The following is a 20,808-nucleotide window of genomic DNA, read 5'->3' on the forward strand; positions in this document are numbered from 1 at the left end:
TTTATAGTTATACTTTCGGCTATCGTATTTACTCTTCTTAAAAAATCCCTTAGCCCTATTAGGACCATTCAAACCAAGCTTGAAGACGCGTTTAAATTTATCACTTACGAAACCACTAACGCTCCGGAAAAGCTAGTAGTAACTACGCAAGACGAATTCGGCAGAATGAGCGAATCTATTAACGAGAATATAGAAAAAGTCCTTAACGGCGTTAAAAAAGACAGCGCCCTAATAGACGAGATGAACGGTATAGCAAATCTTATGATAAAAGGCCATATGGGAGCTAAGATTAACTCCGTCCCTAATAATCCGGCTTTAGTTCAGTTAAAAGACCTGCTAAATAAATTCTTTACTTCTATTTCTGAAAATTTAAAAGGAATAGCGGTAGTTTTAGCTTCTTACAATAAAAACGACTACACTCCTAGACTAGAGCTAAAACCCGAGCTTGAAAGCGATCTAAGAGATATGATAGTAGGCCTTCAAAGCGCGGGCGATGCCGTAAGCAATATGCTAAGGGAAAATTTAAAAGAAGCTCAGGTCCTAGAAGAAAAAGCTAAAATCCTAGCAGAATCTATGAGAACCCTAACCGACGGAGCTCATAAACAAGCCGACTCTATCCAAGAAAGTGCGGCTGCTATAGAAGAGATGAGCAGTTCTATGAACGCCATTAGCCAAAAAGCTAGCGACGTAACAAGACAAAGCGAAGAGATTAAAAACATCATCGTTATTATTAGAGATATAGCCGACCAAACCAATCTACTTGCTCTAAACGCGGCTATAGAAGCAGCACGTGCAGGCGAGCATGGACGTGGCTTTGCAGTCGTTGCAGATGAGGTTAGAAAACTAGCTGAGCGAACTCAAAAGTCACTTGGTGAGATCGAAGCTAATGCAAATGTTCTAGCTCAAAGTATCAATGAGATGAGTGAGAGCATCAGAGAGCAAAGCGAAGGCATAAATATGATAAATCAAAGTGTAAGCCAGATTGACAGTATTACAAAACAAAATATTGATATTGTTGGTACAACAAACGAAATTACTGATCAAATAGACGACATGGCTAAGACAATAGTAGCTGATGTTAAAAAGAATAAATTTTAACCTTGCGGCTTGATATTTAAAATTTCATTAATATTTCATCCTCAAAATTTGAGGATGAAAATAACTCCTTTTTATCTCTAATCTTAAAATTATTTTTTGTTTTATAAATATAATAAAGTTTTTAAAAATAATCTAATATTTATAGCTTTATAGTGATATTACTAGTTAAATTTTTATAGATTATGTTTGCTGTAATGTAATGAAAATTATTAGAATTTATCCTTGTAATTATTGATATTTCAGTAAGGATATAAAATTTTTAATAATACTTTATGTTACTTTTTTACTCAAATATTTAAAAACAATTTTACTTTGTTTTCTTTAGCTTTTTGATAACTACTCTAAAATTTTTAAATTTTATTAAATAGTATTTTCTTTTAAAATCGTACTTTGTGAGAAAATTAATATTTTTATGTAGAAAAATATTTACATTTTTAGCTTAAGTTTTTTGAAATTTTTGTAAATGTAAGTCAGTTGTAAATAAGTTTTACAAGGTTAATATCAATTAAATTTGTTTTAAATCTTTAAAGGAGAAAGAATGAATCGACGAGAATTCATAAAAAGTGCCGCAGCTAGTGCTGCTTGCGCAAGTGCTGGTATAGCTGTGCCAAGCTCGCTAAGTGCAGCAAGCGAAGCAGAAAAAGGCTGGCGTTGGGACAAAGCTGCCTGTAGATTTTGCGGAACTGGATGTGGCATTATGGTTGCAACCAAAGAGGGCAAGATAGTAGCTGTAAAAGGTGACCCAGAAGCGCCAGTAAACCGTGGTCTAAACTGTATCAAAGGCTACTTTAACGCTAAGATCATGTACGGCGAAGACAGGATCACTCATCCGCTTTTACGTGTAAACGAAAAAGGAGAATTTGACAAAAAAGGTAAATTTAAGCAAGTAAGCTGGAAACAAGCATTTGATGTCATGGAAGCTCAGTTTAGAAAGGCATATGATGAACTAGGACCTCACGGTATCGGAGTTTTAGGTTCTGGTCAATATACTATTCCAGAAGGTTACGCTGCCATTAAGCTTATAAAAGGTGGTTTTAGAAGCAACAGTATTGATCCAAACGCAAGACACTGTATGGCAAGTGCGGTCGTTGGCTTCATGCAAACATTTGGTATAGACGAGCCATCAGGCTGTTTTGATGATATCGAGCTAACTGATACTATTGTAGCTTGGGGCGCAAATATGGCTGAGATGCACCCGATCCTTTGGGCGCGTGTAAGCGATAGAAAGCTTAGTGATCCTGATAAAGTAAAGGTAGTAAATTTAAGCACCTACTCAACTAGAACATCAAATTTAGCCGATATTGAGATCATTTTTGCTCCGTCATCTGACCTTGCTATCTGGAACTACATCGCTCGCGAGATAGTTTATAACCACCCAGAGATGATCGATGAAGAATTTGTTAAAAAGCACTGTGTCTTCACAGCTGGCCCAGTTGATATCGGATATGGTCTGCGCCCAGACATTAATCATAAAAAATATGCTCCAAGCGAGCTAGATACTGCTGCGACTGAGAAGTCAAAGGTGCTAAGCGAGGCTGAGGGCGTTACGCTTTCTTATCTTGGGCTAAAAGCTGGTGATACACTTGAAAATAAAAATGCTGCAAAGGCTGGCGATCACTGGCAAATAACATTTGAAGAGTTTAAAAAAGCTCTTGATCCTTACACACTTGACTTTACTGCAAAGGTAGCCAAGGGTGATCCAAACGAAGATATAGAAGAATTTAAGAAAAAACTAAAAGCACTTGCTGATCTTTATATAGAGAAAAACCGCAAAGTTGTTAGTTTCTGGACGATGGGCTTTAACCAACACCAACGTGGTACATGGGTAAATGAGCAAGCTTATATGGTTCACTTCTTACTCGGCAAACAAGCACTTCCAGGCTCAGGAGCGTTTTCTCTAACTGGTCAACCAAGTGCGTGCGGTACAGCAAGAGAGGTTGGAACATTTGTTCACCGCTTGCCAGCTGACATGGTTATTGATAATCCAAAACATAGAGAGATAACTGAAAAAATTTGGAAACTTCCTGCCGGAACACTAAGTGGTGTACTCGCTTCTCACTACGTAAAAATGATGCGTGATCTTGAAGATGGTAAGGTTAAATTTATCTGGGTTCAAGTAAACAACCCATGGCAAAATACTGCAAACGCAAACCACTGGATAAAAGCAGCTCGTGAGATGGATAACTTCATCGTTGTAAGTGATCCTTATCCAGGAATTTCTGCAAAAGTTGCTGACCTTATCCTTCCAACTGCGATGATATATGAAAAATGGGGTGCTTACGGTAACGCTGAGAGAAGAACACAGCACTGGAGACAGCAAGTACTTCCTGTTGGTGAAGCGATGCCTGATATTTGGCAAATGATGGAGTTTAGTAAGCGCTTTAAGCTAAAAGACGTTTGGGGTGAGAAAAAAGTAAATGACAAAGTTACACTTCCAAATGTGCTCGATGCTGCAAAAGCTATGGGATATAGCGAGGAAGATACGCTATTTGATGTACTTTTTGCTAACGAAGAGGCTAAGAAATTTAGTGCAAACGATCCTATTATGGAAAACTACGACAATACAGAAGTATTTGGCGATAGCAGAAAAGTGATCGGTTCAGATGGCAAAGAATTTAAAGGATATGGATTTTTCGTTCACAAATATCTTTGGGAAGAGTATAGAAAATTTGGCGTTGGCCACGGCCACGACCTAGCTGACTTTGACACATACCATAAGGTAAGAGGTTTAAGATGGCCAGTAGTTGATGGTAAAGAGACTCAGTGGAGATTTAACACCAAATTTGACCCATATGCTAAAAAAGCTGCTCCAAATGAGAAATTTGCATTCTATGGCAACAAAAATGCAGCACTTCCAACAGGTGATCTAAAAGGCGTTACAAATAAAGATAAAACATCTCTTGCAAATAAAGCAAAAATTTTCTTCCGCCCTTATATGGATCCATGCGAGATGCCAAGCAAAGAGTATCCATTCTGGCTATGTACTGGTCGTGTTCTAGAACACTGGCACTCAGGCACTATGACTATGCGTGTTCCTGAGCTTTACAGGGCTGTTCCAGAGGCACTTTGCTATATGCACGAAGATGATGCTAAAAAGCTTGGCGTAATGCAAAACGAGATCGTTTGGGTTGAATCACGTCGTGGCAAGGTAAAAGCAAGAGTCGATCTAAAAGGTAGAAATAAGCCGCCAGTAGGTCTTGTTTATGTGCCTTGGTTTGATGAAAACGTATTTATCAATAAAGTAACACTAGACGCTACTTGCCCACTCTCAAAAGAGACTGATTATAAAAAGTGTGCGGTTAAAATTTATAAAGCATAGGTGAGCGATATGGGATTTTCAAGTAGGCGAGAGGCTTTAAAATTTGGAGCAAAAGTAGCGCTTTTGGCTCTTGGCGGAGGCTTTGTTTGGTCGCTTAGTGCCAAAGCTTCGCCACTTATGCTTCTTAGGCCTCCTGGTGCAAAAGAAGAGAAGCAATTTTTACAAAGCTGCATTAGGTGTGGGCTTTGCGTAGAGGCTTGTCCATTTGATACGCTAAAGCTCTCATCGCTAGAAGATGGCATAAGCATTGGAACGCCTTATTTTGAGCCTAGAAAAATTCCTTGCTATATGTGTGAAAATATCCCTTGTGTGCCAGCCTGTCCGACTGGAGCTTTGGACGTAAATTTAGTAAGCACAAAAGGTAAGCTTGACATAAATAAGGCCAAAATGGGTGTTGCGGTGGTCGATATGAAAAACTGCGTGGCACACTGGGGTATACAGTGCGATGCTTGTTACAGGGCTTGTCCTCTTTTGGACAAAGCCTTGTATCTTGAGTATCGCCGTAACGAAAGGACGCAAAAGCATGCCTTTTTACTTCCAGTGGTCGATAGCGACATCTGCACCGGATGTGGCCTATGCGAGCGAGCCTGTATCACTAAAAAAGCAGCCATTACCGTGCTAAACCGTGACGCTGTGCTTGGCAAAGTAGGCGATAACTACGTCAAAGGCTGGGTCAAAGAAGATGAAAGACGCATAGACGATGCAGACAGCAAAATAAAGCTTGACATTAAAAAAGCGACTGATTATCTAAATGGTGGTGAGCTATGAAATTTTTAATCTTAAGACGAATAACTCAAATTTCTATCCTAGCGCTATTTATCCTAGGAAATTTTTACGGAGTTAAGATACTTAGCGGAAATTTAAGCTCATCTTTGCTTTTTGGAAAGATTCCACTAAGCGATCCATTTGCTTTTGTTCAAATTTTACTTGCAAGCTTTAGTGCCGGCATAAATGCAATTATTGGAGCTGGCATTATCTTTGCACTTTACGCACTGGTTGCTCCAAGAGCGTTTTGTTCGTGGATATGCCCAATAAATTTACTAACCGATATCGCTTTTAAACTAAGAGAAAAATTTGGCTTTAAGGGCGAAAAAGTCTTAAATGTGAGTAAAAATTTACGTTATTACTTACTGGCTCTTGCTCTTATATTAAGCCTTGCTTTATCTTATCCAGTATTTGAGAGCATTAGCTATATTGGCATTATTCAGCGCGGTATTATTTACGGCTCAGCTAGTGCTTTAGGCATAGCGGTTGCGATCATTGCTTTTGATATGTTTGTATTAAAGCGTGGCATTTGCTCGCACGTTTGTCCACTTGGTGCCTTTTACGCCACCATCTCAAAATTTGCCCTAATTAGAGTAAAACATGATGCCCAGGCTTGCACAAAATGTATGAAATGTAAGCTTATTTGCCCAGAGATGCAAGTGCTTGACATGATCGGTAAAGAGAGCCGCTCAGTAAGCTCAAGCGAGTGCATAAGCTGTGGCAGGTGTATTGATGTTTGCGGAGACGGGGCTTTGAAATTTAGTATTAGAAATTTAAGGAGAGAAAAATGAAAATAAAAATAATGATGCTTGGAGGATTGTGCGCTACGTTTTTTGCGGCATGTGCTTTTAATAATCCAAGTATTAGTGACTCGCAAATCGGCTTTAGAAATATCGATTTGTTAGACGATAAAGACGTTGTATTAAAAGATGTGAACTACACAAAAGAGCCAGCTGGTATGTCAAAGAAATTTGATAGGTCTTTTGAAAATGCACCACCATTTATCCCACACGATACTGAGGGTTTAGTACCTATCACAAAAGATATGAATATGTGCGTAACCTGCCATATGCCTGAGTTTGCAAAAGATAGTGGAGCAACACCGATACCATCATCTCACTTTTATGATATCAGAAACAAAAAAGATCTTGCAGGCAAGCTTGATGATGAAAGATATAACTGCACAACATGCCACGTTGAGCAACAAAATGGCGTAACGCAGCTTGTTGGCAATAAATTTAAGCCTGATTTTAGAGATAAAAATGGTACTCATAAATCAAACTTGCTAGATGTTTTAAATGATGGTGTTAAATAATGCAAAGCAGGCGAGAGCTTTTTAGTAAAATTTTGGGGGCAAAATCTGCTCCCAAATTTATAACACCACCATTTTTTAGCGGTGAGTTTGACTGCGATGGATGCGATGCTAACTGTGTAAATGCTTGTGAAAAAGAGCTTCTTAGCTTTGAAAATGAAAGGGTGGTTTTTAAAGTTAAAAAGCTGGGCTGTGACTTTTGTGAAGAGTGCGCAAAGGCTTGTGAGAGTCTTGGTAAAAAGACATTAAGCCCAAGCTCACCAAAAAGTATAAACGCAAAAGTTAGCATCGATGTTTCTAGCTGTTTAGCGTGGAATGATACGATCTGCTACAACTGCCTTGATGCTTGCAAATTTAAAGCAGTCGAATTTCTTGGCGTTTTTCGTCCTATTGTTAATCAAAACTGCGTAAGCTGTGGCGAGTGCTTTGATGTTTGCTTTAAAAATTCACTTCAAATGGAGGCCTTATGAGAGCTTTGTTTTTTATTTTTTGTCTATTAAATTTTATCTTTGCAAGTGAGATCACCACTCCATATAAGCAAATAGAGGCTAGTGCAAATGTGCTAAGCACAACACTAATAAATGGCAAACTCTTTATCGCGACTGATGAAGGGACGGTTGAAATTTATGATCCTAAAGAAGATAAATTTGAAGAGATAATAAAAATAGAAGATATAAAAACATACGTTAGCGATCATGAAAGACCAAAAATTCTAAACGTTGATGAGTTAAATGGCAAGATACTCATCCTAAGTGAGGGTGACTATGCTACAAAGGTGCTTTATATAAGAGAAAATGGGCAGATGAAAAGCATAAAAATACCAAATCAAGCGACAAAAAAGGCATTGTTTTTAGATAATGAGCATGTTGCGCTTGCTTCAATTAGCAATGAAATTTACTTTTTAAATCTACAAAATGGCGAAATTTATGATAGCTTTAAAATTTCAATTGCGATGCTCTCAGATATGGAGATAAACGAAGATAGAAGCACTCTAGCTATCGCTTGCGAGAGTGGGAAGGTCTACTTTTATAACATAAAAGCTAAAAAAATGGATCAAATTTTAGATATTCATACAGACAATATCTACGACATCTCATATAAAAATGGAGTCATGATCAGCGGAGGCACCGATAGGATCGTGGGGATATTTTCAGCTGGAAGCCTAAAAAAGATAAATACTGGCTTTTTGGTCTATGGCGTCGGCCTTAGCGATGATGGTAGAGTGGCGGCTTATATGAGCGATGAGATGAGCGATGTAAATTTAGTTGATAGTAAAAGCTTAGAAAATATCGCAATGCTAAAAACTGGACAAAGTACGATAAATAGCATAGTTTTTATAAGCGATAACGAAGTCGTAACTTCAGCCTATGAGAATAAAATTTTGTTTTGGAGAATTAAATGAATATTTCAAGTTTGATAGTTTATACGGACAATAAAAATGAAAGTGTAAAAAACGAAATAAAAAAGCTAAAAGAATGTGAAATAATAACTGATGCAGACGATAGAATCGTAGTGGTAGTTAGCTCAGATAGTATTGAAGATGAGATAAAAAATTTTAAAAAGATAGAAGCTATCAGTGGAGTAGTGAGCGTTGCGATGGTTTACAGCTATCAAGAAGATGCCGAAGAAAATAGGCAAAAACTAGAAGAAAATGGCAAGATAAGTGAAATTTTAACAAGTGATGAGGTAAAAGCAGAGGATATTACTTATGGCGGCAGCGTGCATCATAGAGTGAAATAGTAAAACCAAATTTCTGGCTTTTGCATCATGATTAAAAATTTATAGTGCAAAAGCCTACCTTTTATATAGACTTTCTTAATAAATTTGTTGCTAATACTACTTATATTTAATCAACTTTGTTTGGCCTATAGATTTAAATATAAAAATTTTTAAAAAAGATAAATTGCCCTTCAGAAAAAAAAAACGATTTACTTCGTAAATCTTTTAAAGGAGCAAAAATGCTAGATAAAATAGGCGAAGGGATAAATAAAGGTCTGCAAAATGCAATTTCAAGTGTTATTGTAAGTAAGCAAGCAGATTGGGAAAAAGGTGGTGTACCAACAATTAGCAGTATAGAAAGCATTATAGATAAATATAGCTACCTAAATGCAAGTATTTCAGGTGGTGCAGGACTTATTCCTGGGCCTTTTGGTATGGCAGCTGCAGTACCTGAGATTGTTTCAATTATTAGAAATCAAATAGCAATGACTGCAGATATTGCGAGGGCTTATGGTTATAAAGAGCCGCCAAAAGAGATTATTATGGAGGCTTTGTTTGCAGCCTCAGGTAACATAGCAACAGGTCTTATAGTAATTCAAGGACAAAAGTTAATTGTAAAGCGTGCTAGTCTTAGTGTTCTACAAAAGTTAATACAAATTTTGGGTGGAAAAATTACTCAGCAAGCATTAAAATCAATGGCAGCAAAGTGGATACCCCTTGCAGGTGCTACAGTAATGGCTACTTGGAGTAAATATAGTACAAATAAAATTGGCAAAAAGGCAAAAGAGCTTTTTAGTAAAGAGATAGCTTTTGATGAAGATTTGGTAGAAACTGAACTTACAGTAGTAGAAAAAGACGAGATTTTATCTCAAATTCCAAATTTTATAAATGATCTTGAAAAGGCAAATGCAGAGCTTGCAAATTTTATAGATGAGAAACAGCAAATTGTAAAGTCTAAGATTGAATTTTTTATAAATTTAATGAAAATTGATGGATATTGCGACGAAAGAGAGAAGAAAATCATTTATGAGTTTATAGATGACGCCAAATTAAATAGTGATGAAAAAGCTAGATTGCTATCTCTTACAAATAGTAACGAAAAGGTAGAAGTAAATCTTGATGTATTTAAGGGCAATACTCTTGAAATTTCAACACTGATGATAGACCTTGTGGCGATCGCTAAAGCTGATGAAAAAATAGAGATGAGCGAAAAAATATATTTAAAAAGTATAGCAAGTGAATTAAATTTTAGTTTAGAAGATCTTGAGATGATGCTTGCATAAAGAATTTCAGTAGGCCAGTTTTGGCTTACTAAAATTATAGCCTAAGGTCTATCTTTAATCAAATTTAATAAATTTTCTCCAATATTTTCGTTTGTTAGATTTGAAATTTCTTTATAGAAATTTCCTTTTTTGTCTATTAAATATATTGAAGAGCTGTGAGCAACAGAGTAGCCCATGGCTGAGTTTTCAAGACGGACTTTTTGAAATTTTACACCATAGGTTTTTGCCACTTCTTTTAAGGCATTTAGTTTTAATCCATCGGCATCTTTGTAGAAATTTTTTGCCATTAGAGTTAAATTTTCAGGAGTATCGCGTTCAGGATCAAGTGTAATAAAAAGCAGCTCAAAGTCATCTCTTTTTAGCTTGTTTAGTTCATCGCCAATCAAAGAGAGCGCAGTAGGGCAGACATCGGGGCAAAAAAGATAACCAAAATATATAACTTTGTACTTTCCGTCATAATTTTTAAGACTTACTTCACCATTTTGTGAAAGTGCCTTAAAATCATACTTGTTTGGCTTTATCAGCACAAGTGCAACACCTATACAAATTAAGATTATTATTAAGCCCCAAAATGCCTTTTTCATCGTTACCCTCTATAATTTTAGATCAAGATCTACAAAAAAACCAGTTTCTTTTTCGTCATCAAGCACTTTAAATCGATATCTCATAAGCTCGACAACACAAGCACTTAGCACTACTTGAGCAGTTAAGTTATCGCCTCTTGGCTCAAGCCTTGCTTTAATCGATCCCATATTCATATTTATGCCGTCTATCTCAAGACTAGGATTTTTTAGCCCTAAATTTTTACCGTTAATTATTTTAAAGCTAAAAGGCCTCATAGCATAAATAGGTCTTGGTGAGATGTCTATTTTTAGCTTTACGCCTTTAAATTCCATCTCACAAGATTTGTTGTTTAGATCACATTTTAAAGGATCTAGTGATGTGTTTACATCGGCAAATTCAGGTGGATCTTCTTTGCTTGTTGTCATAAGCTTATAGCCTATCGAAAAAGCACCTAGAACAATAAAGATAAATGAAAAAATAATTATGATTTTTTTCATTATTTAAAGTTTTTAGTTACTCCAATATTATCAAGCTTTATGCTCTCGCCATTGCTAAATTTTAGCTCTAAATCAACTTTATCACCATCTTTTAATGGTTTATTTAGATCCATAAGCATAATGTGTAAACCGCCAGGCGCTAGTTTTGTTTCGCCATTTTTTGGAATCACTGCATCTTCGATTTGAACCATAGCCATCATACCATCATTCATTTTGTGAGTATGAATTTCTGTGCTTTTGCAAACGCTTGAGTGAGCACCAATAAGCTTTACATCAGAATTTGAAGTATTTTTTATATCCATAAAAATTGCACTGTTGTTTGTGCCAGGTTTTGTATCTCTAGCTCTAACATTCTCTAGGCTGATATCAGCCGCCATAAGAGCAGAAGCTGCAAGCATCGCACCAAAAACGATTTTTTTCATATTTTTCCTTTGTGATAAAATTAATAATGGTTTTCACATTATACATTTAGAACTACTTAATTTACCTTTAAAATCTAAAAATATAAATTTTTTAGGATATAATTACGGACTAAATTTTACTTTTTGGGATATTTCACTTGAAAAAAATTATATTTTTCTTCATCGCGTTATCGCCTTGTCTTTTTGCCCAAAATTACGAAGAAATTTACTTAAAAAATGGCTCAGCTGCTGTTATTGATGCCATTGAAAAAAATATTTTAAGTAAGGATTACTGGCTAAAAAAGCTTGAGGGCAAGGATATAAGATATGGATATTATGACAACGAGATACTTCTAAGTGTAGTTGATAAAACTAAAAAGAAGCTTGAAGTAATCTCTTATAATGGCGGCATTACAAAAAAGCTTTTTAGCTCAAGCGTTATAGTTGGCAAAAATGGCGATAAGCTTCTTGAAGGCGATCTAAAAACACCGGTTGGAGTATATCAGCTTACACGTAGATTTACGCCAAATGATAGATATCTTGGCCCACTTGCATTTTCGCTTTCATACCCAAATTTGCTTGATAAGCTTGCAAAACGAAATGGTGGTGGTATTTGGATACATGGCTATCCGCTTGATGGTCAAAGGACAGATGAGCTAAAAACAAAAGGCTGCGTGGCTATGCAAAATGATACTTTGATGAAATTCGATGATGTAGTGGATCACAAAAAAACACTTGCATTTATCTACGAAGATAAGCGTCCGGAAGCTAGTGCAAAAGATATAGCAGTGATTATTTCTGGGCTTTTGGGCTGGAAAAAGACATGGAGCGAGAGCGACATTGAAAACTATCTTAAATTTTACGATAAAAACTTTGAGCGATACGATGGTATGAGCTTGGAAAAATTTAAAAGTATGAAGCGGGCTATTTTTTCTAAAAAAGAGAAAAAACGCATTAGTTTTTCAAATTTTCTCATCACGCCTTATCCAAATCTTAAAAACGATAGGCTTTTTCGTGTGAGTTTTTATGAGGATTATGTTTCAGATACACATAAATTTGCTGGGCAAAAGACGCTTTATGTGAAGCTTTATAACGATGATATGAAAATTTTTATAGAGGAGTAAAAGTGGAAAAATCTCAAGAAGTAAAAGAAAAAATCGAGAAAATTTTAGAGGCAAGAGCTGCTTTTTTTGCTGAGCTTGACCGCCAAGTTCCAAAGAAAGATGGTACTGATGTTTTTGATTTTAGCAAAGTAAAAGAGGCTGATCTGAAAGAAATTTACGCTAAATTTTATGCATTTGATTACAACGTAAGAAAACTTTTACCGGATGTTTATACTGCTTTTAATGTGAATTTTAATGTCTGAAATACGCCTAAATAAAGCTTCATATATTTATAACCTCACTCAAATTTGTGCTAAAGCTGGTGGCAAAGAGAAAGTAATAGTTGTATTAAAAGACAATGCTTATGGCCATGGCGCAAGGCTTATTGCTAGTGAAGCTAAAAAATTTGGTATAGAAATTTGTGCTGTAAAAAGCGAGTTTGAGGCAAATGAAATTTCTGATATATTTGAAAATATTCTCATTCTCTCACATATCCCAACCGGAAATGAAAGTAGTAAATTTATCTATGCGATAAACGATACAGAGGCACTTTTGAAGATAAAAGATGGCTCAAAAATCAATCTTGCAATTGACACTGGTATGCATAGAAATGGGCTTGATATTAGCGAGCTTGATTATGCGTTTGAAATTTTAACAAGAAGGAATTTAGAGCTTCTTGGAGCTTATACTCATTTTCGTGCGAGTGATGAGCTAAATGCTGATTATTTTGTGCAAAGGGAAAATTTTAGGGCTGCAAAAGAGAAAATTTTAGCTCTTTGCGATGAGTTTGGTATGAAAAAACCGATCTTTCACTCTCACAACTCAGCTGCGCTTGAAAGAGCAAGTGAAATCGATGATGATATGGTGCGCGTGGGCATCGCTCAGTATGGGTACACTCAGTTTGGTGATAGTTTGAACTTAAAGCCAGTACTTTCACTATGGGCAAGAAGAGTTAGCAGGCGCATTTTAAAAAGTGGTCAAGGTGTTGGATATGGTGCTAAATTTAGCGCAAAAGAAGATATAAATGTAGCCACTTATGATCTTGGATATGGCGATGGATTGCTAAGATACAATGGATGTGGCGAGCTAAGACTTGCCAATAACGAGCCAATACTAGGCAAAATTTCTATGGATAGCTTTAGCTGTAAAGATAGCGGCGAATGGGTCTGTGTGCTTGAGAATGCAAATATTTGGGCGAAATTTTTTGATACGATAAGTTATGATATTTTAGTAAAACTCTCGCCAAATATAACTAGAAAATTTATATAAAGGTAATGTGTGAAAAAGATCGTTTTATTAGCTCTTGCTAGCCTTGCTTTTGGTGTGCAAGAGAGTGAGTTTAAAATTTATGAGCAGATACTAAATCAGCTTGACACTAAGCAGATCCCAACCTTTGTCGTCCAAACTGCAAAGCCAAATTTACCAAGCAGGGTCGATGAGATGATCACGCTAAAAGATGTAAGTAGCAGTGGGCTAAACATACATGGTGAGTTTGTTTTAAACGAGACCAAGACAAAGAGGATAAAAGGCTACAATAAAGCTCAAATTTTAGCTTTAAAAGATGAGTTTTATAAAAATGGAAAAGATGCGCTTTGCAATTCAGGTATGGCTAGAGCTGTGCTAAATCGTGGCATCACGCTAAGTGGTAGTTACGGCTTTGAAGGCAGGCATTTTTTTGATATAAATTTGGATAAAAGTAGTTGCGAGTAGTCATTTTTTTACTGTTTTTTTACTCGCTTGCCCTGGCTCTTACGCCAGATATGGCAGCGAAAAATCATGCAACTTACTACAAAAAAAAGCTTCCATTTATCTGCACACCAACACTTATACTAAACGATATCCTAAATGTCGGCGATACGCTCGTTTATAGATATGCCATCAAACACGCAAGAAAACAAGAGATCAAAAGGCTTGAAGAGAAAGAGCTTTTGGAATTTATCGAAGCTATCAAAAAGGAAAATTTACGAACCGCTTGCAAAGATAAAGAAATCTTAAATATGCTGAGTATAGGTGTTACCTTGGACGAGCTTTTTTATTCAGAAAATGGTGAGCTGATCTTTGAGTACACTATAGAAGATCGCGACTGCAAGAAATTGCAGTGAAATTTGGAGTTAAATTTCGGTTTTTTGGTTACAAATTTGATCCTTTACAATTTTAAAATTCTATTTACTCACAAGAATCGACTACTAAAATTTGATTTCGCTTGCTGATTGTCTCAAATTTTAGATCCGAAATTACTCGCTCATAAAATTTAAAATTTCTTGTAAATGTCTAAATTTAAAGCCAAAAAAGATGGTAAAAAGAAGAAATTTAGCCCAAATTTAACTAAGGACTAAATTTTTACATGCCTCTTTTTATCTCTTGTTCAAGTCTTTCAAGCTCAGCAATCCTATCGCTAGTGCTTGGATGCGTTCTAAAAAGTACGCCAAGCTTGTTAGTTAGCGAGCCAAATGGATTTACGATAAACATATGAGCACTTTGCTCGCTTGCGTTTTGCATAATGTAAGAATTTGAATAGCTCTCAAGCTTTCTTAAAGCACTTGCAAGCCACTCTGGGTGTCCTGTTAGATAGGCTGCGCCCTTGTCCGCCTTATACTCGCGCTCCCTTGAGATAGCCATTTGTATGATTGTGGCAGCTATTGGCATGAGTATAGCAAGTGCTAGCATAACGATGGCATTACCGCCACCTCTTCTTGAACCGTTGCTTTGCCCAGCAATACCACCAACCTTAGCAAAATTTGCAAGCATCGCGATAGCGCCTGCAAGAATTGCCGCGATTGAGCCAGTTAGGATGTCGTAGTGTCTTACGTGGCTTAGCTCGTGAGCTAGCACGCCCTCGATCTCGTTTTCATTTAAAATTTTTAAAAGCCCCTCGGTTACCGCGACAGCTGCGTGGCTTGGGTTTCTGCCCGTGGCAAAGGCGTTTGGCACCTCTTCTGGGATGATGTAAATTTTTGGCATAGGCAAATTTGCCTTTTGTGTGAGGCGAGATACGATCTCATAAAGCCCGTGAGCGTTACTCTCATCGACTGGGATAGCGTTATATCTTTTAAGCACCAGAGTATCACTAAAAAAATATGAAAAGATATTTGTACCAGCCGCTATCAAAAAGGCGATCATCATGCCTTGCTCACCTCCAATATATCCGCCAACAGCGATAAAAATTAGCATTAAAGTAACCATTAAAAAAGCAGTTTTAAAAATTTCCATCTTTGTCCTTATTTTTTTATAGCGTTTGACAAGATTGCAGCGTCTATGTTAAATTTTGCAAGCTGTGCAAGCTCGCTTTCATCTTTTATGAAAACAGCTATAAGTGCGTCAAATAGATAACTCTCAGCAATCTTAGCTAGATCTTTTGCAATATCAATATCTGCGATAATAAATTTTGTTCCAGCCGCGTTTGCGATAATGGCTTCATTTATATTCGTCACAAAAACGCTAAAGTTTGCTCCAGCTTCTAGTGCCCTTTTTATGAAATTTCTATCAAATTTAAAGAGATTTTGCCTGCCGTTTGAAATTTCATCTTCACTTTTGCAAAGATATAATGGCTCGAATTTGATCAGTTCATCACCTAAAATTTTCATCTCTCACCCTTTATGCACTCTTTGCAGATGTATTTTCCGTCTCTTAGCACCATTTGATCGATGTCGCTAAAGACACCGCATTTGCTACACTCTTCGAAGTTACTGGTGTTTATCTTGTCTCTTTTTTTTCTATTTTTAAAAAATATGATGTAAATCGCAACCAAAATCGCTACAAAAAGCAAGTATTTCAACGTATCTCCCCTCGGTTTTTGAGATTAAAATATATGTAGTTTCTATTTTTTTCATTGTAAATTTGCGCGTCTATGCCTGAAATTTCATCCATAACGCTTGAGCCCTTGTAGATGAGAAATTTAGTGCTCTCATCATAAAATCCCTCGCAAATTTTTATGAGCTCTTTTGTCTTACTAAGCGCCCTTGAGGTGATGAGATCAGCCGTAAATTTATCTGCAAGCTCGATCTTTTGGCTATGAACTTCTAAATTTTCTATGCCAAGCTCGATCTTAGCGTAGCTTAGAAATGATGACTTTTTGGCTATCGGCTCAAAAAGGTGCCACTTTGTTTGTGGCATCGCAAGCGCTAAAAATATCGCTGGAAAGCCAGCCCCACTGCCTACATCTATCGCCATTTTGGCACTTAGGTCAAAGATCTCAAGCGGTCTAATGCTATCAAACACCTGCTCGCTTATGTTTTTATAATTGCTTAAGCTATGAACCTTGTTAAATTTAGCAAAAATTTGAGCGTAAGCCTTTATTTTTTCATTAAATTCAGCTGGCAGACAAAGCTCATTTTTCATCACAAGATGTGCCCCATTTGCTCTTTTTTGACCTTCAAATAGCTTTCGTTAAATTTATTTGGCTTGATGACGATAGGCACGCGTTTTACGATCTTTACAGAGCTTAGTCCGTGAAGTTTTAAAGGGTTATTTGTGAGTAAATTTACCTCTTTTATGCCGTAGTGATTTAAGATAAAATCAACCACTTCATACGTCCTCTCATCAGCCTTAAAACCTAGCTGGTGATTAGCCTCAATGGTGTCAAAGCCCTTATCTTGCAGGCTATAAGCATTTATTTTATTTAAAAGCCCGATATTTCTGCCCTCTTGACGCAGGTAGATGACCATGCCACCATTTTCTTCGATATATTTCAGGCTCGCTTCAAGCTGGTCGCGGCAGTCGCACTTTAGGCTTCCGATCGCATCGCCAGTTAGGCATTCGGAGTGAATTCTAAGATTTACAACTTCGCTCAAAGGTTCTTTGTAGATCACGAGGTGCTCTTTTGACCCTTCTTTGAAGGCTTGAACCTTATAAGTGCCAAATCTTGATGGTAGGTTTGCCGCGTTTGAAATTTCTATTTTCATTTTAAATTTACTCCAACTGTGCTAAACTAGCTAAAAATCACGCATTTTAACAAAGAAAAGGCAAAAATATGTTTAAACGTTTTAGAAGATTAAGAATAAATCCAGCTTTAAGAGACATGGTAAGAGAGACTAGCCTTAGCGTAAATGACTTCATTTATCCGCTCTTTGTAGTTGAGGGCAAAGGCGTTAAAAACGAGATCGCTTCAATGCCAGGCGTCTATCAAATGAGTATCGATGAAATTTTAAAAGAGTGCGAAGAGATAGTAAATTTAGGTATAAAATCGATCATTTTATTTGGCATACCAAGCCTAAAAGATAGCGTTGGCAGTGATGCACTAAGTAACGACGGCATCATCGCAACCGCACTTAGAGCGATAAAAGATAAATTCCCAAATTTAGTAGTCGTCACTGATCTTTGCTTTTGCGAATATACAGACCACGGCCACTGCGGCATAATCGATCACGTGCATAACACCATCGACAATGACGCAACGCTTGAAATCTCAGCCAAACAAGCCTTGATACACGCTCAAAATGGCGCCGACATGATCGCACCAAGCGGTATGATGGATGGCATCATCGCAACACTAAGAGAGGCGCTTGATAGCAATGGCTATGAAAATTTACCAGTGATGGCTTACTCAACTAAATTTGCCTCAGCCTACTACGGACCATTTCGTGACGTGGCGCAAAGCGCTCCAAGCTTTGGCGATAGAAAGAGCTATCAAATGGACAGCGCAAACCGCTTGGAGGCGATCAACGAGAGCTTGCAAGACGAAGCGCAAGGCGCTGATATCTTGATGGTAAAGCCAGCGCTTGCTTATCTTGACATCGTTAGAGAGCTTAGAAATTTAACCCTTCTGCCTATCTGCGTCTATAACGTAAGCGGCGAGTACGCACTGCTAAAAGCTGGTGCAAAAGCTGGCATCATCGACTATGATCGCGTTATGATGGAGACTTTGATCGGCTTTAAAAGAGCAGGGGCAAATTTGATCATCACCTATCACGCAAAAGAAGCAGCTAAAATTTTAAGGGGCTAAGATGAGGCATTTTTTGACGCTAAATGACTTTATCAAAGATGAAATCGAGCAGATGATAAATTTAGCCCGCAAGATCAAAAAAGAGGCGAAGGCTAGAGAATTTAAGCCATATCTTAAAGACCAAAAGCTTGCGATGATATTTGAAAAAAGCTCAACTAGAACTAGAGTGAGCTTTGATGTGGGCATGCATGAGCTTGGCGGATATGCGCTATTTTTAAGCAAAAATGATATACAAATAGGCCGCGGCGAGCCAATCCGTGACACCGCTAGAGTGATCAGCAGGATGTGCGACATGGCTATGCTAAGGGTTGATAAGCACGAAACGTTAGAGGAGTTTGCTAAATTTTCAAGCGTGCCAGTGATAAACGGACTAAGTGATAAATTTCACCCAGTGCAGCTAATGGCAGATTATCTTACTATGCTAGAATTTAGTGCAGGCGATAAAGTCGCATACGTAGGGGATGGTAACAACATGACTCACTCTTGGCTCATGCTAGCTAGCAAACTAGGACTTAAACTAAGAGTCGCCACACCAAAAGGCTACGAGGTGGACGCTGAAATTTTAAAGATAGCTAATGAAAACGCAAAAATTTCAGGTGCGAAAATTTTTATCACAAACGATATAAAAGAAGCAGTAGATGGTGCCGATGTGGTAACTACGGACACTTGGGTATCGATGGGGCAAGAGGCCGAGAAAGAAAAGAGGCTAAAAGACTTTGCTGGGTACTGCGTGGATGAAAATTTGATGAGCCTAGCTAAAAAAGATGCGATATTTTTGCACTGCTTGCCAGCTTATAGAGGCTATGAGGTGAGTGAGACAGTTTTTGAGAAGCACGCGGATGAAATTTTTAGCGAGGCTGAAAACAGACTTCATGCCCAAAAAGGTGTAATGGTCTGGCTAGATGAGAAAAGAAGATGAGTGAAGAGAAAAATATATATGATGAGATAGATGAGATTGGTAATAGTCTTGGGCTAAGCAGTCCTGAGAAGACGATCTTTGAGATAGTTTCAACCAAAAATCCAAATGAGCATATTTTAAATTTAAAAAGTGGCTCTTGGGACTCAAAAGAGCCGTGGTTTGGTATTGATGAAAATCAAAATTTACACACAGTAATCTCTGTAAAATCGCTTTCGGCTTTGATCGAGGCCTTAAAAGAGTCGCAAAAAGAAAATTTTGATCTAAGGCTTGAAAAGACGATCTGGCAAAACATTCCGGTTGATTTTAGTGATGTTTGGGTAGTTGCTATGGATGAGATAAAAAAGATCGCAAGCGATAAAAAAAGCAGACAATTTAATATTGATCTTGACAAACTAGTAAAAAATATAAAAAAAGAGCATCCAAATTTATTTGTAGATATAAAAGAAATGATCCAAATGGCAAGGAGCAGGGCAGATGATTGATTTTAGTGCGTATGTGAAGTATTCTAGGCCAGGGCCAAGATATACGAGCTATCCGACGGCACCGGAGTTTAGCGATAAATTTAGCTATGAGGCTTATATAAAAGAGCTTGAAAACCGCGATAAAAAAAGGCCGCTTTCGCTTTATTTGCACCTGCCATTTTGCAGGAGTGCTTGTTATTTTTGTGGCTGTAATGTCATTTACACTAGCAAAGAGGATCGCAAAGAGAAATATATAAGATACATAGAAAAAGAGCTTGAAATTTTAGCTCGCCACCTGGATACTAGCGCTGAGGTCTTACAGATGCACTTTGGCGGCGGTACACCAACATTTTATAATGCCGAACAACTTGATGAGATCATAAAACTTATCAAGGCTAAATTTAAAAATTTCTCAAAAGAGGCTGAGATAAGCTGCGAGATAGACCCGAGATTTTTGACAAAAGAGCAGCTTGATGTACTTGTTTCTCATGGATTTAACCGCATAAGCTACGGCGTGCAAGATTTTGACGAAAAGGTGCAAAAAGAAATTCACAGAATTCAGCCCTATGAGATCACTCAAAATGCTGTAAAAATGGCTAGAGAGAAGGGTATAAAATCAATCAATATGGACCTAATCTACGGTCTGCCGTATCAAAGTCTAGAGAGCTTTAAAAAGACACTCGAGCTAGCTCTCACGCTTGATCCAGATAGGCTTGCAGTCTTTAACTACGCTCATGTGCCATGGATAAAAAAATCAATGCGTAAATTTGATGAAACAACTCTGCCAAATCCAGAAGTGAAGCTTGAGATTTTGAAATTTACAGCTGAGTTTTTAACTAAAAATGGCTATAAAATGATAGGCATGGATCACTTTGCAAAACCAAATGATGAACTTTTTGGTGCTTTAGCAAATGGCACTTTACATAGAAATTTTCAGGGTTACACAACAAAAGGTGGCGCTGACTTGATTGGTATTGGAGTGACCAGCATAGGCGAATGCAAAAGACACTACGCACAAAATCATAAAGATATGGATGAGTATGAAAAAGCAATTGATAGTGGAAAGCTGCCGTATGCAAAGGGAATTTATCTAAGTGATGAAGATCTACTTAGAAAGAGTGTGATTATGAACTTAATGAGTAATTTTGGGCTTGATATCAAAGCCATCGAGAATGAATTCCATATAAATTTCTTTGAACACTTTAAGGACGAGCTTGAGGAGCTAAAAAATTTAAGTGAATTTGTTGATATTACACCTACAAAAATTAGCGTAAATGAGACAGGGACACTAATAATACGCAATATTGCAATGTGTTTTGATGAATATCTAAAGAAAATTCCTGAGAATTTAAGGCGTTTTTCTAAAACTATATAAAAATTATTTTTTTGTCATAAGATATTTAAAATGCATTTAATATTTCTTGGT

25 protein-coding genes and 1 pseudogene are annotated in these 20,808 nt (G+C 37.1%); 18 read left to right on the plus strand and 8 right to left on the minus strand.

Features of this window, described 5'->3' with window-relative positions; all coding sequences use genetic code 11:
- Window positions 1-726: 726 nt before the first annotated feature.
- The 9 genes and pseudogenes from CVS84_RS09785 to CVS84_RS02025 form a co-directional block, all read left to right on the plus strand.
- Window positions 727-1,098: pseudogene (locus CVS84_RS09785) on the plus strand (methyl-accepting chemotaxis protein); the annotation flags it as partial.
- 538 nt (window positions 1,099-1,636) lie between these two features.
- Window positions 1,637-4,417: a nitrate reductase catalytic subunit NapA gene (gene napA / locus CVS84_RS01990; protein WP_107690943.1), complete on the plus strand. Its 2,781-nt coding sequence runs from the start codon at window positions 1,637-1,639 to the stop codon at window positions 4,415-4,417.
- A 9-nt stretch (window positions 4,418-4,426) separates the two neighbouring features.
- Window positions 4,427-5,185, plus strand: coding sequence for a ferredoxin-type protein NapG (gene napG / locus CVS84_RS01995; RefSeq protein WP_087586007.1), 759 nt, complete (start codon window positions 4,427-4,429; stop codon window positions 5,183-5,185).
- The gene (gene napH / locus CVS84_RS02000) at window positions 5,182-5,973 is read left to right on the plus strand and encodes a quinol dehydrogenase ferredoxin subunit NapH (protein ID WP_107690944.1); all 792 of its coding nucleotides are present in this window, start codon (window positions 5,182-5,184) and stop codon (window positions 5,971-5,973) included. The genes napG and napH overlap by 4 nt, the downstream gene beginning before the upstream one ends.
- Complete coding sequence (locus tag CVS84_RS02005; RefSeq protein WP_107690945.1) at window positions 5,970-6,497, plus strand: nitrate reductase cytochrome c-type subunit; 528 nt, start codon at window positions 5,970-5,972, stop codon at window positions 6,495-6,497. Before napH ends, CVS84_RS02005 begins: the two co-directional genes overlap by 4 nt.
- Window positions 6,497-6,964, plus strand: a complete 468-nt coding sequence (locus CVS84_RS02010) for a 4Fe-4S ferredoxin (protein WP_107690946.1) — start codon at window positions 6,497-6,499, stop codon at window positions 6,962-6,964. Before CVS84_RS02005 ends, CVS84_RS02010 begins: the two co-directional genes overlap by 1 nt.
- The gene (locus CVS84_RS02015) at window positions 6,961-7,896 is read left to right on the plus strand and encodes a WD40 repeat domain-containing protein (RefSeq protein ID WP_107690947.1); all 936 of its coding nucleotides are present in this window, start codon (window positions 6,961-6,963) and stop codon (window positions 7,894-7,896) included. The genes CVS84_RS02010 and CVS84_RS02015 overlap by 4 nt, the downstream gene beginning before the upstream one ends.
- The gene (locus tag CVS84_RS02020; protein WP_107690948.1) at window positions 7,893-8,234 is read left to right on the plus strand and encodes a chaperone NapD; all 342 of its coding nucleotides are present in this window, start codon (window positions 7,893-7,895) and stop codon (window positions 8,232-8,234) included. Before CVS84_RS02015 ends, CVS84_RS02020 begins: the two co-directional genes overlap by 4 nt.
- Before the next feature lie 218 nt (window positions 8,235-8,452).
- Complete coding sequence (locus CVS84_RS02025) at window positions 8,453-9,496, plus strand: TerB family tellurite resistance protein (protein ID WP_107690949.1); 1,044 nt, start codon at window positions 8,453-8,455, stop codon at window positions 9,494-9,496.
- Window positions 9,497-9,537: 41 nt separating this feature from the next.
- On the opposite strand, the gene CVS84_RS02030 is transcribed toward CVS84_RS02025, so the two are convergent.
- The 3 genes from CVS84_RS02030 to CVS84_RS02040 form a co-directional block, all read right to left on the minus strand.
- Window positions 9,538-10,080 carry an SCO family protein gene (locus tag CVS84_RS02030; protein ID WP_107690950.1) on the minus strand — a complete coding sequence of 181 codons (543 nt, stop codon included), beginning with the start codon at window positions 10,078-10,080 and terminating at the stop codon, window positions 9,538-9,540.
- Between the two features lie 9 nt (window positions 10,081-10,089).
- Window positions 10,090-10,485: a hypothetical protein gene (locus tag CVS84_RS02035; protein WP_021090968.1), complete on the minus strand. Its 396-nt coding sequence runs from the start codon at window positions 10,483-10,485 to the stop codon at window positions 10,090-10,092.
- A gap of 71 nt (window positions 10,486-10,556) precedes the next feature.
- Window positions 10,557-10,979, minus strand: a complete 423-nt coding sequence (locus tag CVS84_RS02040; RefSeq protein ID WP_087579842.1) for a copper chaperone PCu(A)C — start codon at window positions 10,977-10,979, stop codon at window positions 10,557-10,559.
- A gap of 137 nt (window positions 10,980-11,116) precedes the next feature.
- Here CVS84_RS02040 and CVS84_RS02045 point away from each other — a divergent pair, with 137 nt between their 5' ends.
- The 5 genes from CVS84_RS02045 to CVS84_RS02065 are packed head-to-tail and all read left to right on the plus strand — an operon-like array spanning window position 11,117 to window position 14,163.
- The gene (locus CVS84_RS02045) at window positions 11,117-12,082 is read left to right on the plus strand and encodes a L,D-transpeptidase family protein (RefSeq protein ID WP_107690951.1); all 966 of its coding nucleotides are present in this window, start codon (window positions 11,117-11,119) and stop codon (window positions 12,080-12,082) included.
- A 2-nt stretch (window positions 12,083-12,084) separates the two neighbouring features.
- Entirely contained in the window at window positions 12,085-12,324 is a 240-nt protein-coding gene (cmeU, locus tag CVS84_RS02050; RefSeq protein ID WP_021091016.1) for a CmeU family protein, read from the plus strand.
- The gene (locus CVS84_RS02055; protein WP_107690952.1) at window positions 12,317-13,330 is read left to right on the plus strand and encodes an alanine racemase; all 1,014 of its coding nucleotides are present in this window, start codon (window positions 12,317-12,319) and stop codon (window positions 13,328-13,330) included. Before cmeU ends, CVS84_RS02055 begins: the two co-directional genes overlap by 8 nt.
- A gap of 9 nt (window positions 13,331-13,339) precedes the next feature.
- A complete protein-coding gene (locus CVS84_RS02060) occupies window positions 13,340-13,771 on the plus strand; it encodes a hypothetical protein (protein WP_054196386.1) in 432 nt (143 codons plus the stop codon).
- Window positions 13,762-14,163, plus strand: a complete 402-nt coding sequence (locus CVS84_RS02065) for a flagellar protein FlaH (RefSeq protein WP_103576487.1) — start codon at window positions 13,762-13,764, stop codon at window positions 14,161-14,163. The genes CVS84_RS02060 and CVS84_RS02065 overlap by 10 nt, the downstream gene beginning before the upstream one ends.
- A gap of 238 nt (window positions 14,164-14,401) precedes the next feature.
- Here the strand turns inward: CVS84_RS02065 and htpX are convergent, their stop codons facing one another.
- From htpX to ribA, 5 genes are read right to left on the minus strand one after another with little or no spacing between them, the layout of a single operon-like run.
- On the minus strand, window positions 14,402-15,271 hold the full coding sequence (htpX, locus tag CVS84_RS02070; protein WP_107690953.1) for a zinc metalloprotease HtpX: 870 nt from the start codon (window positions 15,269-15,271) through the stop codon (window positions 14,402-14,404).
- A gap of 8 nt (window positions 15,272-15,279) precedes the next feature.
- Window positions 15,280-15,645 carry a hypothetical protein gene (locus CVS84_RS02075; protein ID WP_107690954.1) on the minus strand — a complete coding sequence of 122 codons (366 nt, stop codon included), beginning with the start codon at window positions 15,643-15,645 and terminating at the stop codon, window positions 15,280-15,282.
- Window positions 15,642-15,836 carry a hypothetical protein gene (locus CVS84_RS02080; RefSeq protein ID WP_107690955.1) on the minus strand — a complete coding sequence of 65 codons (195 nt, stop codon included), beginning with the start codon at window positions 15,834-15,836 and terminating at the stop codon, window positions 15,642-15,644. Before CVS84_RS02080 ends, CVS84_RS02075 begins: the two co-directional genes overlap by 4 nt.
- Window positions 15,833-16,399 carry a 16S rRNA (guanine(527)-N(7))-methyltransferase RsmG gene (gene rsmG / locus CVS84_RS02085; protein WP_107690956.1) on the minus strand — a complete coding sequence of 189 codons (567 nt, stop codon included), beginning with the start codon at window positions 16,397-16,399 and terminating at the stop codon, window positions 15,833-15,835. The genes CVS84_RS02080 and rsmG overlap by 4 nt, the downstream gene beginning before the upstream one ends.
- Window positions 16,399-16,962 carry a GTP cyclohydrolase II gene (ribA, locus tag CVS84_RS02090; RefSeq protein ID WP_107690957.1) on the minus strand — a complete coding sequence of 188 codons (564 nt, stop codon included), beginning with the start codon at window positions 16,960-16,962 and terminating at the stop codon, window positions 16,399-16,401. Before ribA ends, rsmG begins: the two co-directional genes overlap by 1 nt.
- Window positions 16,963-17,030: 68 nt before the next feature.
- Here ribA and hemB point away from each other — a divergent pair, with 68 nt between their 5' ends.
- From hemB to hemN, 4 genes are read left to right on the plus strand one after another with little or no spacing between them, the layout of a single operon-like run.
- Window positions 17,031-18,002 carry a porphobilinogen synthase gene (hemB, locus tag CVS84_RS02095; protein ID WP_107690958.1) on the plus strand — a complete coding sequence of 324 codons (972 nt, stop codon included), beginning with the start codon at window positions 17,031-17,033 and terminating at the stop codon, window positions 18,000-18,002.
- Between the two features lies 1 nt (window position 18,003).
- A complete protein-coding gene (gene argF / locus CVS84_RS02100) occupies window positions 18,004-18,921 on the plus strand; it encodes an ornithine carbamoyltransferase (RefSeq protein ID WP_107690959.1) in 918 nt (305 codons plus the stop codon).
- Window positions 18,918-19,403, plus strand: coding sequence for a DUF2603 domain-containing protein (locus tag CVS84_RS02105; RefSeq protein ID WP_107690960.1), 486 nt, complete (start codon window positions 18,918-18,920; stop codon window positions 19,401-19,403). Before argF ends, CVS84_RS02105 begins: the two co-directional genes overlap by 4 nt.
- Window positions 19,396-20,757, plus strand: a complete 1,362-nt coding sequence (hemN, locus tag CVS84_RS02110; protein ID WP_107690961.1) for an oxygen-independent coproporphyrinogen III oxidase — start codon at window positions 19,396-19,398, stop codon at window positions 20,755-20,757. The genes CVS84_RS02105 and hemN overlap by 8 nt, the downstream gene beginning before the upstream one ends.
- Window positions 20,758-20,808 lie beyond the last annotated feature (51 nt).

The sequence above is a fragment of the Campylobacter concisus genome, assembly GCF_003048575.1.
GTDB lineage: Bacteria > Campylobacterota > Campylobacteria > Campylobacterales > Campylobacteraceae > Campylobacter_A > Campylobacter_A concisus_U.

Bases quoted from the DNA above. Each gene is read 5' to 3' on its own strand.
- argF (WP_107690959.1), top strand. From the start codon at position 18,004: ATGAGGCATTTTTTGACGCTAAATGACTTTATCAAAGATGAAATCGAG.
- hemB (WP_107690958.1), top strand. From the start codon at position 17,031: ATGTTTAAACGTTTTAGAAGATTAAGAATAAATCCAGCTTTAAGAGAC.
- CVS84_RS02030 (WP_107690950.1), bottom strand. From the start codon at position 10,080: ATGAAAAAGGCATTTTGGGGCTTAATAATAATCTTAATTTGTATAGGT.
- napH (WP_107690944.1), top strand. From the start codon at position 5,182: ATGAAATTTTTAATCTTAAGACGAATAACTCAAATTTCTATCCTAGCG.
- CVS84_RS02055 (WP_107690952.1), top strand. From the start codon at position 12,317: ATGTCTGAAATACGCCTAAATAAAGCTTCATATATTTATAACCTCACT.
- rsmG (WP_107690956.1), bottom strand. From the start codon at position 16,399: ATGAAAAATGAGCTTTGTCTGCCAGCTGAATTTAATGAAAAAATAAAG.
- CVS84_RS02105 (WP_107690960.1), top strand. From the start codon at position 18,918: ATGAGTGAAGAGAAAAATATATATGATGAGATAGATGAGATTGGTAAT.
- CVS84_RS02075 (WP_107690954.1), bottom strand. From the start codon at position 15,645: ATGAAAATTTTAGGTGATGAACTGATCAAATTCGAGCCATTATATCTT.
- htpX (WP_107690953.1), bottom strand. From the start codon at position 15,271: ATGGAAATTTTTAAAACTGCTTTTTTAATGGTTACTTTAATGCTAATT.
- hemN (WP_107690961.1), top strand. From the start codon at position 19,396: ATGATTGATTTTAGTGCGTATGTGAAGTATTCTAGGCCAGGGCCAAGA.
- napA (WP_107690943.1), top strand. From the start codon at position 1,637: ATGAATCGACGAGAATTCATAAAAAGTGCCGCAGCTAGTGCTGCTTGC.
- CVS84_RS02040 (WP_087579842.1), bottom strand. From the start codon at position 10,979: ATGAAAAAAATCGTTTTTGGTGCGATGCTTGCAGCTTCTGCTCTTATG.
- CVS84_RS02015 (WP_107690947.1), top strand. From the start codon at position 6,961: ATGAGAGCTTTGTTTTTTATTTTTTGTCTATTAAATTTTATCTTTGCA.
- CVS84_RS02020 (WP_107690948.1), top strand. From the start codon at position 7,893: ATGAATATTTCAAGTTTGATAGTTTATACGGACAATAAAAATGAAAGT.
- CVS84_RS02035 (WP_021090968.1), bottom strand. From the start codon at position 10,485: ATGACAACAAGCAAAGAAGATCCACCTGAATTTGCCGATGTAAACACA.
- CVS84_RS02005 (WP_107690945.1), top strand. From the start codon at position 5,970: ATGAAAATAAAAATAATGATGCTTGGAGGATTGTGCGCTACGTTTTTT.
- napG (WP_087586007.1), top strand. From the start codon at position 4,427: ATGGGATTTTCAAGTAGGCGAGAGGCTTTAAAATTTGGAGCAAAAGTA.
- CVS84_RS02010 (WP_107690946.1), top strand. From the start codon at position 6,497: ATGCAAAGCAGGCGAGAGCTTTTTAGTAAAATTTTGGGGGCAAAATCT.
- CVS84_RS02025 (WP_107690949.1), top strand. From the start codon at position 8,453: ATGCTAGATAAAATAGGCGAAGGGATAAATAAAGGTCTGCAAAATGCA.
- ribA (WP_107690957.1), bottom strand. From the start codon at position 16,962: ATGAAAATAGAAATTTCAAACGCGGCAAACCTACCATCAAGATTTGGC.